14 protein-coding genes are annotated in these 15,556 nt (G+C 45.9%); 4 read left to right on the forward strand and 10 right to left on the reverse strand.

What is annotated here, in order from left to right:
- Positions 1-62: 62 nt before the first annotated feature.
- The 6 genes from O9H85_RS29735 to O9H85_RS29760 form a co-directional block, all read right to left on the reverse strand.
- Positions 63-1,184 carry a glycosyltransferase gene (locus tag O9H85_RS29735; protein WP_269885032.1) on the reverse strand — a complete coding sequence of 374 codons (1,122 nt, stop codon included), beginning with the start codon at positions 1,182-1,184 and terminating at the stop codon, positions 63-65.
- A 100-nt stretch (positions 1,185-1,284) separates the two neighbouring features.
- The gene (locus O9H85_RS29740) at positions 1,285-2,424 is read right to left on the reverse strand and encodes an acyltransferase family protein (RefSeq protein ID WP_269885033.1); all 1,140 of its coding nucleotides are present in this window, start codon (positions 2,422-2,424) and stop codon (positions 1,285-1,287) included.
- Positions 2,425-2,441: 17 nt separating this feature from the next.
- Complete coding sequence (locus O9H85_RS29745; RefSeq protein ID WP_269885034.1) at positions 2,442-3,557, reverse strand: glycosyltransferase family 4 protein; 1,116 nt, start codon at positions 3,555-3,557, stop codon at positions 2,442-2,444.
- Between the two features lie 217 nt (positions 3,558-3,774).
- Positions 3,775-3,993 carry a helix-turn-helix domain-containing protein gene (locus O9H85_RS29750; RefSeq protein WP_269885035.1) on the reverse strand — a complete coding sequence of 73 codons (219 nt, stop codon included), beginning with the start codon at positions 3,991-3,993 and terminating at the stop codon, positions 3,775-3,777.
- Positions 3,994-4,180: 187 nt separating this feature from the next.
- Positions 4,181-5,329 (reverse strand): glycosyltransferase, encoded by a 1,149-nt coding sequence (locus tag O9H85_RS29755; RefSeq protein ID WP_269885036.1) that lies wholly within the window; start codon positions 5,327-5,329, stop codon positions 4,181-4,183.
- Between the two features lie 24 nt (positions 5,330-5,353).
- Positions 5,354-6,466: a glycosyltransferase family 4 protein gene (locus O9H85_RS29760; RefSeq protein WP_269885037.1), complete on the reverse strand. Its 1,113-nt coding sequence runs from the start codon at positions 6,464-6,466 to the stop codon at positions 5,354-5,356.
- Positions 6,467-6,940: 474 nt separating this feature from the next.
- On the opposite strand from O9H85_RS29760, the gene asnB reads away from it, so the two are divergent.
- Positions 6,941-8,821 (forward strand): asparagine synthase (glutamine-hydrolyzing), encoded by a 1,881-nt coding sequence (asnB, locus tag O9H85_RS29765; RefSeq protein WP_269885038.1) that lies wholly within the window; start codon positions 6,941-6,943, stop codon positions 8,819-8,821.
- Positions 8,822-8,979: 158 nt separating this feature from the next.
- The gene (locus O9H85_RS29770) at positions 8,980-9,756 is read left to right on the forward strand and encodes a metallophosphoesterase (protein ID WP_269885039.1); all 777 of its coding nucleotides are present in this window, start codon (positions 8,980-8,982) and stop codon (positions 9,754-9,756) included.
- 105 nt (positions 9,757-9,861) lie between these two features.
- Here O9H85_RS29770 and O9H85_RS29775 read toward each other — a convergent pair whose 3' ends face one another.
- Positions 9,862-10,032: a hypothetical protein gene (locus tag O9H85_RS29775; protein WP_269885040.1), complete on the reverse strand. Its 171-nt coding sequence runs from the start codon at positions 10,030-10,032 to the stop codon at positions 9,862-9,864.
- A 264-nt stretch (positions 10,033-10,296) separates the two neighbouring features.
- Complete coding sequence (locus O9H85_RS29780; protein ID WP_269885041.1) at positions 10,297-10,743, reverse strand: hypothetical protein; 447 nt, start codon at positions 10,741-10,743, stop codon at positions 10,297-10,299.
- A gap of 204 nt (positions 10,744-10,947) precedes the next feature.
- Here O9H85_RS29780 and O9H85_RS29785 point away from each other — a divergent pair, with 204 nt between their 5' ends.
- Positions 10,948-11,334, forward strand: coding sequence for a helix-turn-helix domain-containing protein (locus O9H85_RS29785; protein WP_269885042.1), 387 nt, complete (start codon positions 10,948-10,950; stop codon positions 11,332-11,334).
- Positions 11,335-11,404: 70 nt separating this feature from the next.
- Here O9H85_RS29785 and O9H85_RS29790 read toward each other — a convergent pair whose 3' ends face one another.
- Positions 11,405-12,643 carry a DUF1501 domain-containing protein gene (locus tag O9H85_RS29790; RefSeq protein WP_269885043.1) on the reverse strand — a complete coding sequence of 413 codons (1,239 nt, stop codon included), beginning with the start codon at positions 12,641-12,643 and terminating at the stop codon, positions 11,405-11,407.
- Positions 12,644-12,658: 15 nt separating this feature from the next.
- The gene (locus O9H85_RS29795) at positions 12,659-13,975 is read right to left on the reverse strand and encodes a DUF1800 domain-containing protein (RefSeq protein WP_269885044.1); all 1,317 of its coding nucleotides are present in this window, start codon (positions 13,973-13,975) and stop codon (positions 12,659-12,661) included.
- Positions 13,976-14,769: 794 nt separating this feature from the next.
- Here O9H85_RS29795 and O9H85_RS29800 point away from each other — a divergent pair.
- Positions 14,770-15,543 (forward strand): IclR family transcriptional regulator, encoded by a 774-nt coding sequence (locus O9H85_RS29800; RefSeq protein ID WP_269885045.1) that lies wholly within the window; start codon positions 14,770-14,772, stop codon positions 15,541-15,543.
- Positions 15,544-15,556 lie beyond the last annotated feature (13 nt).

Here is a 15,556-nt window from a genome sequence, read left to right on the forward strand (position 1 = left end):
TCATTTTTAGATTTATAAATAGATTCAAAATATCCACTCCATTGTTTATAGATATAAATCTGCTAAACCTCTTGTGTTACAGTAATTTTAGCTTTTCTATTGGATTTGGAGGCTTCCCAAGTCCATTTATTATTCGCCAAATAGTTCCATGATGTAGCAACAATTATTCCAGCTAACTGTCCTAAAAATATGTTAATTCCAATCCATGAAGCTAACCATGCAAACGCCGCCGTAATTCCGATTCCAACCCCACTGATAACGATAAATTGAGGAAGCCGAAGTACTCTTCTCCACATGATCGGTTGTTTTTTTTCTTTCCATGTAAAATTATCATTCCATAAAAAATTATGAAGCATGGCAACACAAGAAGCTCCGATCGAAGCTGCCAACGAATGTATAAGAAAAATAATTAATAATAGTTTTAATACCATTAAGTTAACCAATACCCCCAAGGCTCCTACCATACAAAAGAGATAAAACCTTCGGTCATCCGGACTGCTCCAAACCAACTTAAAGATATGTTTTAGATAATTCCATTGTTCAATAGTGCTCATCTTGGATGTCCCTGCGTCACGTGCTTCAAATGAATACGGAATTTCATGAACGGTCTGATATTTCCCTTTTACTAAAACTTCCATTAGGATTTTCCATCCAACTGGATCCAGAGTTACTCCTTCAATTACGCTCCTATGTAGTCCAAAATAACCTCCTGTACAGTCCGAAATATCCCGCATTCGTTTAATTGAAATTCGACCGATTGTTCTTGCAGTCCAAGATACTAGTTTCCGAAACCAATTAAGCCCTCCGTCTGACCCGCCTTCTACAAATCTGCTTGGAATCAATACCTCAATACCTTGCAGTAAACGCCTATAAATAAGTGGAAGCAGTTCTGGTGGATGCTGAAGATCGGCATCCATGACTATAATGAAATTTCCTTGTGTTCTTTTGAATCCTTCCACAACCGCTGTTCCAAGTCCTCTTCCATTTTGACGATGAAGATACTTCACTTCATGATGATTTTTTGATAATTCTTCCAGCACTGTCGGGGTGTCATCACGGCTATCATCCACAAAAAAAATTTCATAACTGCATCCTATGGGTCGCAGTACATCCATAATCCTGTTTGTTATTTTCCTTACATTTTCACGTTCATTAAATGTGGGAATAATAATGCTGAGTTCCATGAGTCACACTCCTAATTAACCAATATTATCAATCAGTTTATGATACATATTGTATCATAAACAAGACGATGGTCCGTTAATAAATGGGACTTATAATCATTCAACCTTCGTTTCCCATTTCAATCAATGATGGGCTACGATTTGTTGCTTTTTGTTTCTTTGAAGTCAATATTTTTCCCAAACGGATGGAAGGTCTTTCCACAATAAAGTAGGTTAGCGATGAAACTATAAGTGTTAGAATTATAGTCAAGATAAATATGATTGAATCGTGAAGTTTATTATGAAATACATTTATAAGCGTGATTAAAATAAGAATATGGAAGAGATAAATACTATAAGAAATCTGTCCGAGATATGTAAAAATTTTTTTCCGTAGAACGTTTCCCCATGATTGCTTACCTAGAATTGCTATAATAAAAACAACACCTGCAAAAGCCGTTAGCCAATCTGAAACTTTTGAAGGAAGTGCCCCCCCATAATATGAAATGTATTTATATCCGAATACATAAACCACGAAATTCAAAATCACGAAAAGGATATTATGTTTAAACTTATTAAAAATATGAATTAAATCCTCTTTATGTTTTGCGACTAAGGCTCCCATAATAAAAATAAAAATGTAATGAAAGGTATCATAATAATTGGTAAACATATCCGCACCGGAATCAAACCTTAATAAGGTAATACCAATTAGAGAACTTAAAGCACCAATTAACAAATTTATTCTCCAATTTAAATTTATTACCAAGAACATTATTAACGGAAATAGAATTGAAATTCTCATTTCGTGAACCAATGACCAAATGACAGGAACAAAATAATTTTGACTAAACGAAGAAATTAAAACTAGGTGATTTAAATAAACGGCCAGGTTTAAACTTCCACTCCAATGACCGGGTAATACATTTTGATTAAACAAATAACGACAAGTTATTCCAACTATAATTGCAAAAAGATACGGGATATATATTCGACAGAGCCGTTTGATCATGAATTTATAGTAGTTAACTTTTACTCCACGTAAAAAAGGTAAAGCTAAAACAAAACCGCTTAACAAAAAGAAAACAATAACCGATTGGTGTCCGGAAATTAAAAATGCGAATGGGGTGTACCATATATTCGACTTTATTTTAAGAGGCACATCCAATAGCACCCAACAATGAAAAATAACTACAATTAAAGCTGCAATCCCCCTTAAAGAGTCAAGCTCATAATAACGAGAATTTTCTATTCTCTTCACAAGTTGCACCTCAATTATTAGTTAATAAGTGAAGCAAGATTATTTTCAAAGTTTTCGGCCATATGTGCAACAGTGAACTTCTTTTCAACCGTTTGTCGGGCTCTTATTCCTATTTCCGCCAAAGATACTCGACCGTTCAAAACTTTATCCATTAGTTGGACTAATTGACTTTCCGAACCGTCGTAGAGCAAACCGTCGTTTCCATTAGTAATAATTTCGACCGGTCCACCTTGCCCTACGGCAATAACTGTTTTGCCTACTGCCATCGATTCAATAATTACCATGCCAAATGGTTCCATCAAGGAAGCATGGACAACAGTATCGGCTGCTTCCAATATAGCTCCAACATCTTTTTGATGACCCATAAATATAATTTTCGAATTTTCTCCTGTCGCAGCAAGCTCCTTCAATTCATCCTCATAATCTTGCTCTAGCCCAAACAATGTACCACCAATTATAAGCAGGTAAGTATTCTTCCCTTTAGCAACTTGGTTAAATGCTTTTATTACCACATCCGGACGTTTCCAGCGTTGTAATCGTCCCACAAAAGCAAATACGACTGAATCCTCGGGGATACCCATTTTTTCCCGGAAGCTCTTCGTTTTATTGGTGCTGCAACCGAACTGCTGCAAATCAACGCCAAGATTATTTAGTAACACACGTCTATTAGGAGTTAATTTTTCTTGAAAATGTTTTGTTACTTTTGAAGGGCAAAGCACTCCGTGTGCCGGTATTCTAGAAGCTAATTTATCCATCCAATGATTTTTGGGAATCATATGCTGCCACCAAACGGATTTTTTCTTTTCTAGAAGTGCAGCAATACCACCATATAAATGAGCTTTAGGCATCCAACTTATAACGATATCGATTTGATCATTACGTATTAGTTTTCGTATCTTACTAACAACTCTAATGTATGTACCAAGGTCTCTAAGCCTGTCGGCCGGTATCACTTCCGTGTCATATCCTAACCGACTCATCTCTTCCACCAACGAACCATGTTCAAAAAAAACAAGCTTGGCACTAAATTTATTACGGTTTAAATATTTTAGGGTATCGACCATAACCCTTTCGGCCCCACCTCTTTCTGCAACAGGGCTAAGAACTAATAAGTTAGTCAGTAACTGCTTCATGATAATTCCTCCTGAATTCACAAACAAAGTCGATTCAGCTTACTATATGTATAATATCATCAATGATACAATTTGTAACTATTTTTTTGTGTAAAAAAATTGATAAACTCTTATTTTGACAGAATTTTTAAATATGAAATAAACAAGCCGACATCGATGAATATAGACGTCGGCTCGTAACCTTGTTTTTTAAAATGTCGAATAAACAGTGGCCTTGTTAACCATGTATTTGAGTCGTATTATCTCCCTCGATAACATACTCTACACTTACTGAAAAGTATTTGGCTATCTTCATAAGCGTATTGTAATCCGGTAATCTCCGATCATTCTCATAATGAGAAAGTGCAGCTCGTGTAACCCCAATGATTTGAGCTAGTTCGCCCTGGGTAATTTGCTTTTGTTCCCGAAGTCCGGAAATACGTTTACCCAATTTCATTAAACCTACCTTCCTTTCTATACATTCATCAAATCATGGATAATAGATAAATTTATTGTAATCGCTTTCCTTATGATCTTCTTCATTGGAAAATTATAAGTTTACGTTAACATTATACATCTTTGTCACTTCTGATACAATTTGTATCTGACACTTTTTGTATATTTTTTTAAAAGGAAAGCCCGAGCTACATGCTTCGGGCCACTTTTTCCAGCTCTATTGCTTGGAAGCTGCTCGCTGTTTCGTTTCTCAACACATCCACAATAAACTCGCTGACCGCGTTGATTTGGGCTTCTTTATCAAATACGGGAAAATTCCTGGGAATCCCGCCTCCCTTCGATTGCACATTTTCCCAAGTCACTTGTTCCATAAAGTCGGCCAAGTTACGAATATAAGTTTCTGACCAAGGTGTATCTCCATAAATTCGATACGCCCAATCCCCATATAAGTCATAGGTCATCGGCAGAGTTCCCGCCAAGATCGGAAGCCCTACGGATAAGTATTCACTGATTTTTGTCGTATAGCGGAAATTACCTACTTGATCGATGCTTTGCGGCAAGCTGGCCAGATCAAAGGCCGATAAATACATAGGAACCTGGTCTCTCGGAACACGCCCGGTCAAGATCACCCGGGCCCCGGGGCCCGTACCGGCCAATTGCTCCAACTGTGCTTTTCCCGTGCCGTCTCCGACAATCATGACGGTAATGTCGTCCCGCTTTATTCTTCGGGCAGCCTGTACCAATTCATAACCGTAGCAATAGCCGATTCGTTTGCTCCAATTTAAAGAGCCTACGATGCCCACCACAATGTGATTCTCCGGTATGTCATACTTTTCTCTGATCTGCTTCCTGAACGCTTTCCGTTCGCTTTCCGAATGCTGAAAGGGCGCCCAGCCCGCAGCAGTCATTGCGTATTTGGTTCCGTAGGACAACGCCCTTCCGGCCAAATAAGGGGTCCAGCCAATGAAACCGATCGATCTCCGGTAGAGCAGCTTTTCATACATCAGAAACAAGGGCCCCAAGATAGGCTGATGTTTAGCGATGAAAGGACCTACGGCATCCCCGCTGCTTACGATATAGGGTACGCCCGCTATCATATTTCCTGCGATCAAGGCAAGGCCTCCGAAGATACCGGTTCCCTCCATGACCATCAAATTCGGCCTGTCCCGAATAATGCTTTTAAGGAGGCGCCAAAAATTCAGATGCTTCTTTCTTTTCTCGAAAGGATAGAAGGTAGCAGGAACTTGGCTTAATAATGCCTTGAGCCGGTTCTCATCATCCCCGTTGCTTCCTTGGGTGGCAAACCCAACGATTTTAACATTTTGATTCCGATCCAATGGCAACAGCCTCCAATGACAAGTTTAAGTCAGAGCTTTTTCCTTCAGCCCGTTGTGATGTTCATCATAATGCCCGATCAAAATGCGGTGCATGTTCTCCCAAGTCAGCTGTTTAACGCGCGCCCTGGCCCGCTCTCCATAAAGACGATAACGTTCGGGAGCGCTTAATATTTCGCGTAAAGCCGAAGCAATTTCATCACTGTTCCGCTCTAAAATGAAGCCATTGACGTGATGCGTAATTAGATCTTCCACGCCCCCAACCTTAGTCGAGATGATGACCATGCCGGCAGCCGCCGCTTCATGCACTACCAGAGAAAAAGTCTCGTAACTGGACGGAAAGACGAATATATCGCTCATCCCGAACCAAAGCTGCGGTTCCGATTGTTTTCCCGTGAATCGGACGCGATCCTGATGTTCCGGCTGTACCATCTTATAATACGGCTCACGTTCGCCTTTCCCGACGACAAGCAAATAGAGCTCCGGAAATTGATCCGCTACTTTATTGAAGGCTTCTATGACGAGATTAAGCCCCTTTCTTGGCCAGTCCCCTCCCATAAAGAGCAGAATATCGCCGTCCTCAGGAACGCCGTACTGCTGGCGAAGCACTTTTTTAGCCTCGCTCTCGTACACGGTAAACTTGTCGATGTCCACCCCGTTCGGAAGATAACCGACTTGTTCCGGTGCGTAGGGGAAATCCGCCAAAATTTCTTCCCGGACCCGGTTCGAAACAGCAAGCAGCTTCGCGGTTCGGTTCGGATGATAGACGATTCGCTCCATCGTACGGGCAATGAAGGAAGCGATATCGCTGTTCCACTTGCGAAACCGGGAAACTCCGCTGTCTGCGCGTGTGCCCCCTGCCTTCAAGTAGCCGTGATGGCAATAATGAACGGTTGAGAAATCGGCGCGGTTAAAGACGATCGCCCCCGTGGTGTGAAGAATATCCCGCTTCACGAAGAGAAGTCTCAGGCTGGCAAAAATGGAAAACAGAATCAGTCTTAGGGGGACAGGCCTTTTGATCACCGGTATTTTAATAAATTTGATGCCCTCGGGGTTTGTCACGTTTAAAGAGGAAGCAACTACCGTTACGTTGTAATCTTCTTTAAGACGCATAATCATTTCATTTAAATGAATTTCCATTCCGCCTAAGCCTCCGGCATCATGGGCAACAATAGCTATAGTCGGTTTTTTTATCATAGGAGCTCCTTCCATGCCGAACCGTTAATTTAGTTGTTTGGATACTAAGTGTATCCTTTTTAACTAAATTTACGATACTATTTGTATCATTGTCAATTTATTTTCATATGTTTTTTGCAATTATTCTGAAAGCCGGAGTTGAAATTTATTATTTTTTTAACCATTTGATAATTGCTTTCTCTTGATACACACCGTATAATGATCTCGATGTTACGTTTTGTATCATTAAACCTGCACAAGGAACAAAAGAACCATTTTTTCCTATTCTTTATTTTATGTAAAGAACAACCGGCTTCGTTCTCTATCTATTTATTACTAAAGAACCAACGCGTTGCACTTGATTTGACAGTTAAGTCGATGCTTTAACCGTATGCAACAATGATAAGTAACTTAAATTAGAGTTGGAGTGGATCATACATGTGTGGAATTACCGGTTGCGTTGGTTATTCAATGGATAAAGTAAAACGTTCCCTGAACCGAATGGTGGAGCGAGGGCCGGACAATGAAGGGACTTGGAGCAATCAGGATGTGATTCTGGGGCATCGCAGACTTTCCATCATCGACTTAAGCGCGTCAGGGCATCAGCCTATGCTCGATGCAAGCGAAGAAATCGCGATTACGTTTAATGGAGAAATTTATAATTATTTGGATCTGCGCAATGAGCTGAAGCACCAGTACTCGTTTCGTACCCATACGGATACGGAGGTGATCCTCGCCGCCTATTCATGCTGGGGGCTAAACCGGACACTCCAAAAAATCAGGGGAATGTATGCCTTTGCCATCTGGGATAACCGCAGCAAGAGTCTAATCATGGCGCGCGATCCTTTCGGCAAAAAACCGCTTTTCTATTCCTGTGCGAATGGAAAGCTCGCTTTCTCATCGACATTAAATGCGCTGTTGGAATATTATGATGCGCTTCCGCCCGTCAACCCTTGTGCGATCGATGATTATTTGACCTATTTGGCCGTTCCCGGGGACGAGTGCATTTTTGAAGGTATTCAGAAGCTTCTGCCCGGCCATTACGCGATTTATAAAGACAGGAAATTGTCTGTCGAACGTTACTGGCACCTTTCTTTCGCCAATCCCGTATCCATCTCGGAAGAAGAGGCCTTGGAGGAACTGGACCGCTTGATTCGAAAAGCCGTTCGCAGCCGAATGGTAAGCGACGTGCCGATCGGCGCCTTTTTAAGCGGCGGCGTCGATTCCAGTCTTGTCACCGCCATCATGGCCCTGGAGTCCGGAAAACCGATTACGACCGTAACAATGGGGTTTGACGATCCTCAATATGACGAAACCCGATTCGCACGCAAAGTTAGCGAGGCTTATCAAACCGACCATCATGAATTCACTCTCACGATGGATTATTGGAAGTCGATCCCCGACATCTTGAGCAGGTTTGGCGAACCGTTTGCGGACTCATCCGCCCTGCCCACTTATTTTGTATCCAAACAAGCCAAGGAAGAAGTAACGGTCATTCTTAATGGAGACGGCGGGGACGAACTGTTCGCCGGGTACACGCGCCCTCTGGCGGAATCGATGGCCATGCGCTACAGAAAGGCGCTGCCGGGATGGCTCCGGCGCCCGATCGGTCGTTATGCGCTTTCTAAACCGAAGCTTTCCCCCAGGATTTTGAACGGCATGAAACAAGTATTCGAATTAGGGATGACCGACGCGCGAACCGCTTATGTTTTCAACCGCGCGCTACGGCCTTATCGGGAATCCGTTTATACGCCGGAATTTCTGCAGCAGCTGGGGAACCATCATCCGGATATATGGTATCAGCGCGTCTGGGATCAGGCGGACGGCCTCGCTTCCGTGGATAAAATGATGTACGGCGATCTGAACAGTTATTTGCCGGACGATCTTCTTGCCAAGATGGACACGATGACGATGGCTCATTCGCTTGAAGCGCGCTCCCCGCTGCTTGATATTGAACTGGCCGAATTCACCGCAACCCTCCCTCATCAGCTGAAAATTCAAGGTCTCGATACGAAGATGCTGCTGAAAAAGCTTGCATCAAGGTACGTGCCTCACGAGGTATTGTACCGTCCGAAAAAAGGGTTTAATATGCCGATCGAATCTTGGCTGCGGACGGTATTGTCCAAGAAGGCTTCAGAGCTGCTTTTGGGCAAACGAGCCGTAGACCGGGGATTGTTCCGATCGGAGCATGTCAAGCGGCTGCTTGATGCCCACCAATCGGGGAAACGCAATTATGCCCAGCAATTGTGGTCATTATTATGCCTTGAAATTTGGTTCCGGATCCAGGTGGACAAAGATTTTCTCTCCATGCTGATGTGACGGCACCAGGATAAATATAAACTCTTATCAACTCCAAAAAGTCCTTACTTTTTTCACGCAATGAAAAAGGTGAGGACTTTTTATTCCCGGATGGGGTCTTAAGAAAATATTTGTGATACAATAGGTATCGACTCTATGTATCGTGAAAGGACTTCAAGATGACCCTAATCTTATCGACTGTTATCTTCATTGCAATCTTCGCCGGGATGTATACCCTCTTCATTCTCCCCACCCAGTGGCTCAAAACGGAAAAGATCCGCCTTGATCTGGGTATCGGAAAAAAAATACTCCAGCTCAGCGATCTGCATGTCGAGCGGCTCCGGGTGCGTCCGGGGCAAATCCGGCGTGTCATCGAAGCGGAGCGCCCGGATTATATTATTATTACCGGGGATTTCACGAAGCTCCCCTCCAGCCTTCCCAAGCTGGGAACTTATTTAAGCATGGTTCGGGACAGCGGCATTCCCGCCTATGCCGTTCTCGGCAATCACGATCACCAGCAGCCCAAGGTCAGCCGGTTAATCAAGTTCATCGAAGGGTACGGCATACGGATTTTACGCAATGAAGCCGCTCTCTTGGACGGTTTTCAGCTGGTCGGAATCGATGATTTCGACAGCGGCAAGAGCAGAATACGCAAATCCTTCGCGCAGGTGCATCCTCAGCTTCCCATCCTCGTCGCAACGCATGATCCGAATATCGTATTGATGATGAAACAATGGTCTTACCATTATTTGATGGCGGGCCATCTGCACGGCAAACAAATCAACATTCCGTTCTTTTACAAATTCAGACCGATGGGCCCTTTGCCCGCTTCAGGCATATACAAAGGATTGCACCGGAAGCCTTACGGTACCTTCTATATTTCCAAGGGTCTTGGACAAACGGGGATCAATATCCGGTTCATGGTGCGCAGCGAAGTCACCTTGCATATGCTGTAATCGCCTGCTGCGTACCAGATACCGTAGGATGAATCTAGGAAGGCATGAACCCAAGTTTCGGCTTGCGCTTACGTAGTGGGGGTTAGGCTCAATCGAGCGCGAGGATTAAGACAGGCAGGAAAACCATGTCTTCGGAGCCGGAGAAGAGGATGTTACGCTGGTATTTGAGACGGCGGCATTCATACGGGTGTACTTCTCTTGGTCAATATTCATCTGAGCCAAAATCTTGTGAATATCCAATTCGACCTTGCCTTGATTCAAACGGTCGCTGCTCATTTACAACGCTCCTTCTGACAGATATGGATTTGACGGGTGAGATGATGCGGATATCCCGGTGCCTTGCCTCAAATAACATGATGAGCTATGCAGCGAAGATGAATTGCCGTTATGCTCTAGTAACACTTTATGTTACGATATGTATCCTTGTCAAACGCTGTTTTTCGGTTTTTTTGTCGTCTGATGAGGCTTTTAGGCTGCTTTTTGTAAGTTAAAATATAAATTTTCCTTTACCATTCCGAAAACTGTATGTAAGCCCTTTCTTTAGGTTTGAAAATCAATTTGAGGGTAAAGCTGAGGATAGGGCTGCAGCGCATTGTAGCTCTCCACAGCCTTGGCGGTGAAGGTTTGGGCATGAACCGCCATCTGATTGATCATGCCGAAGAAGAAGGAGCGGCTTGCTGCCGGCATATCGTATTTCACCCGGTACGCATAAGGTGCCCGTACGCCTTTCTTCTCAATTCGGCTTCCGAGCAACCGGATCGAATGATGTGCTGTAAACAGCTCCAGGCCTATCGTTATACGGTGATCCTGAGGGAAGTCAAGCTCGCTGTCGAACCGGATTTCCCCTGCATCCAGGTAAGTGATCTTTATCGTCGTATAGTTGCTTTGGACCGCTCTGCCGTCCACCCGGACGATCGTCAGCCTGCACTCGAGAGAAGTGAGCAGCTGCTGCCATTGCAGCTGTCTAAGCTCCATCGCATTGGTCATTTCCTTACCACCCGGCTTCCCCAATTTTCGGTAACAGCATTTCAATAATGATACGAATAGTATACTTATAAAGCCATAATCCAAGATAAGATACGTTTCGTATCATGTCAAGTATTTGTTTGTGCTCCTACCGAAAAACGTGCTATCTTGGTATTAGAACAACGAGTATAATTAACAACGCATGTAACCACTGGAGGTAGTCGCATGAAATACGGAGAGCGGATTGCCCAGCTTCGCGAGAAGCATGCCTTGACTCAGGAAGAGCTTTCTAGCAAACTCGGGATTACCCGAGCCTCTCTCTCTCACTACGAAAACAACCGAAGAGAACCGGATTACAACACGATGGTCACGATCGCCAATTTTTTCAAAGTGCCTATCGATTATCTCATCGGGAGAACAGACAATCCCCATCCGATCATGGATGAAGATGTACGTGAATTTGCGGACAGCCTGGAGCTATCGGACGATAAGATCATGGAGAAGTTCGCTCTGACGATAGACGGCAAGCAATTAACTCCGGAGGAAGCCAGACGGTTCATCGCTTTCGTCCGGGCCGAGCGCTCCATTCAAAAGGACGACAAGAGCGATTAAGTCCGCAAGGCAGGGCGGTGGCGCCTCCTTTAAACGCAAAAAAATCGAGGCCGAGGCCTCGATTTGCTTTCTACACGAAGGTAAGCTTCTCATAAGCTTTCCCCAGGACGCCTTGCGCGTCTCCCTTCATCCATCCGTCCAGAACCGTATAGTAGACGCTCCTGAAGTCCACTTCATACTTCAAATCCCCGTTGTTCAGGTTCGTTAAGCTCGGCATAACCCCGTACAAGCCCCCCTTGATTCTGCCGCCAAGGACAAAGACCGGTGCAGCCGTCCCATGGTCCGTACCGCCGTTGCCATTCTCCTTCACCCGTCTGCCGAATTCCGAGAAAGCCATCGTGACCACCCGGTCGACGAGCCCCTGCGCCTCCAAATCCTTGTAAAACGCCCCGAGCGCCTCATCCAACTGTTGCAATAGCTTCGCATGCAGTACCTTTTCTTGAATGTGATCGTCGAAGCCGCCGAGCTGAAGATAGAATACCCTTGTTCCGGAATTGCCCGCCAGCATTTTGGATACGAGCTGCAAATCCTTTGCAATGCCTGTCTTCGGATATTCCACCTTCATTTGATAACCGTTCGTCAGGCTGTGAACCGCTTCGACGCTCTCATACGCATCCTTGCCGCGCTGACAAGTAACTTGAATGGCCGTTCCTTGCTGGTCCGGATCGTACATATCGAGAAACGCTTTGGCGATCCGGTTCTGGTCCGGCTTCGGCGTCTTCGGATCCAGGAAATTATACGTTTCAAGCGATTGAATGACCGGAATACTGACGACGTCGGAGTTCATGGCCTTATTCGCGCTGTTGCCGATTTGCAGCGCTTTAAGCGGGTTGGCGTTCGACTTCAGGGAAGTTTCCGCATACCTGCCCAGCCAGCCGCTGTGGATGTATTTCTCCGGCTCCGCCGTCTGCCAAATTTCCATCGAACGGAAATGGGAATGGTCCGGATTAGGATAGCCAACCCCTTGGATGATAGCTAGCTTGCCGTTGTTATACATATCCTTCATATTCGTGAGGCTGGGATGCAGGCCCACTTGATTGTCGATCGCAAGCACTTTGTTTTCCGTAATTTTTAGCGTCGGCCTAGCGTCGAAATAGCCTCCCATACCGTATGGAATCAGCGTATTGATCCCGTCATTGCCGCCGCTCAGCTGAATGACCACCAGCACCGGAGCATCCGGATCCGGCGTATCCTGGCTTTGGGAGCTGAGCAGGCCTCCACTCTCTGCAAAAATCATCGGTCCGCCGAGGCCCAGCGTGGCCAGCAGCGCCGTCCCTTTAACGATGAAATCTCTTCTTGTAAGCTTCATACGGCTTGCTCCCTTCTATTTCATCTGAGCTTCCGGTGAAATCATGACCAGCTGCAGCAGGCCGCGCATCCCGTTCGCTTTTTGAATGGAGTGAATGAACGTATCGTCGGCATACTTGGACAGCGCAGCGGCGGATTGCGTGCCGAACGACCAGATGCCGGTATTCATACCGAACTGCTTTACGTATGTATCCGCCGTCGCCAAGGGATCGAGCATATAATCCGGCTTGCTCAGCAGATTGCTGTTCAGCCTCTTGGCTACCGATTCCGCAAACTGGTATCGCGCCAGCAGATTCGACGTCAGCAGCCAGGTCGCTCCGCCCCTCCAGCCCGCTACATCCGGAGGCAGGTATAGCTCCTGCCCCATCTTGCGCATCGCTTGCACGAAGCCTCTGGCCACCGGCAGCTGAAAGGCCTTCATGATCCCGACCACATATTCGGCCGGCGTCTTGATCAGAGCGCCTCGATTAGCGTCCGAATAGAAAGCGTCGGACAAGAACAGCGCGCTTAAGGTTTCTTTAATATTGTAGTTTTGGGAGAACACCTTCGCGATTTCATCGATCCATTCGGCAGCAGGGTCGTCCGCCGCGAAGTAGGTCAACAGCTTTTTCGCTATAAAATGCGGCAGCGCATCCTGCTTGAACAGTATCTTGACGACATCGGTCTCGTCGAAGTTGCCCCTGCTGCCCAGGAAGCTTTTTGTGCCGGTGTCGTGCTGCCCCTTATTGAATTTGACTTCGTCCGTCTTCATGTTATAGCTCCAGCCGGTAAGCGCCCGCGCAGCTTCCCGGATGTCCTGCTCGGTATAATTCCCGATGCCCAGCGTAAACAGCTCCATGACCTCGCGGGCGTAGTTCTCGTTCGGCTTGCCTTTGCGGTTGTTGTTCGTGTCCAGATACAGCATCATGGCCGGATCCTTGCCGATTTGGTCGACCAGCTCATGGAAATTGCCGAGCGCGTATTTGCGCAGCAGCTCGTTCTGGCGCACCATCAGCGGAATCTCGCGAACCTTCTGGTAGGACGTAGCAAAATGCCCGTGCCAGAATAGCGTCATCTTCTCGATGAGCGGCGCATCGGTACCCGCCATCCGGTACAGCCAGTACGTTTGCTGATCACCGATCTGGTTGGCAGCCAAATCCTTGCCGTCCGCCTTGACCTGGGCGAACGGAAGCAGCTCCGTTCCCGTTCCCGTCAGCGGTTCCCCATCCAATAAACGGCGAACCGTTTCTTCTTTACCCAGCATTACGGAAGCGCTTACCTCGGTTTTTCCTGCAAAGAACGCGGCTCTTCCTAGTAAATGAGCAGCTTCCTTATCTGTCCATCCCATCGTCATCCTCACACCACCTTGCTTCGCTTTTAACTATATTATCGTCATTATATATGGCAGATGTTACAAAAAGTTGAACCTGTTCGGTGTTGTGAAATAGATAAATAAAGCGTGATGGCAGGTGCAGAGGTGATGCCTCCGGCGGCTGTTAAAATTCGTGACCTTTTGTTATACATTACAAGAATTCCGGTGAATAAGAAGCTGCTCCCCGAGCAGATCATTCTTCCGATCGCTGCTCTGCCCCGCAAAGTGAAGTCCATTCAAAGAAGCAAATCCAAGTACTTTGCGGGGACCCCCACCCCTAGAATTCTTGGATTTGATAACACCTTAAGCGGTAAGAATCCGGGGACAAAGGCGAACGCTTGCGCTTCTCCAGAACGATCCGCCCGCTCCGCTGTTTATTCACCGGACTTCTAGTGGAAGGTTATAAAAGCGGCGCCTGGCGGCTCCTCCGGCAGCGCCTCACTTTCCCTCGAACGCTAGAGTAAAGATTTAAAGACACTGGCAGCAGGTTCAAGGGGGAGAGATAGAAAAAAACCTTCCCGATGAACAGGGAAGGTTCAGAGTGCCCTAGAAAGAGGTGTTTGATAAGAATATAGATACAAACGGAGGTTGGCTACTGGAGGAGCGATAGCGTTCGCCTTTGTCTGCGGGAAAAAGCGTCCTTCTTTTTTATTTTTTCCTGAACGGATCGATTTTCTCGCATAGTGGGAAAACATCGTTTTTCTTTTCTGCATTATGTGGTATATTTATGTTATATAATATAACATCATATCGAATTATTTTGGGAGGTGATCGATTTGTCTGTAATTTCGAAAGCCATTCAAATTTTGGATATTTTGGTGCCGCAAGGGATGGAGAAGGAGCTTAGCGTAACAGAGATCAGCAAGGAGCTAAGCATGCCTGTGCAAAGCGTCCATCGTATTCTTACCTCTTTGTGCGGGCATGGCTTCATCTCCCAGAACAGCAAGACGAAGAAATACAAGCTCGGTCTATCCCTCATGAAATACGGGTTTCTGATGTGGGACAGCTTGATGCTCCGCTCTACCGCCAGACCGTATATGGTGGAGCTTTCGCAAACGACACGGGAAACCGTCTACCTCGCAACCCGTGAAAATGACGAGGGCGTCTATATCGATTCCATCGACTCCCCCCAAATCCTCAAGATTTCCGAGCCGATCGGGCTGCGTCTGCCGCTCTACATCGGCGCTTCCAACCGCGTCATTCTTGCCTATTTACCGCAAAAGCTGCAAGAGAACCTGCTGCGTCATGTCAATTGGAGCTCCGTTCCGTCCCTGAAGCCGCTTAGCTATGAGTTTATACGACAGGATCTGGATCAGATCCGGGCTCAAGGCTACTCCGTCACGACGGGTGAGGCAACGGATGGAACTACCGACGTGGCCGCCCCTATTTTTTCCTACGAAAATACGGTTATTGGCTCGCTGAACGTCGCCGGTCCGGTGCTGAGATTCAGCCGCGACAACCTTCAGAAGTATGCATTTTATGTAAGCAAGTATGCGGATCTGATCTCCAAGGAGCTTGGCTATCGGAGCAATTACCGCGCTCGTCCGTAGTTTCCCATTCTGA

The organism is Paenibacillus gyeongsangnamensis (assembly GCF_027533625.1).
Lineage (GTDB): Bacteria > Bacillota > Bacilli > Paenibacillales > NBRC-103111 > Paenibacillus_G > Paenibacillus_G gyeongsangnamensis.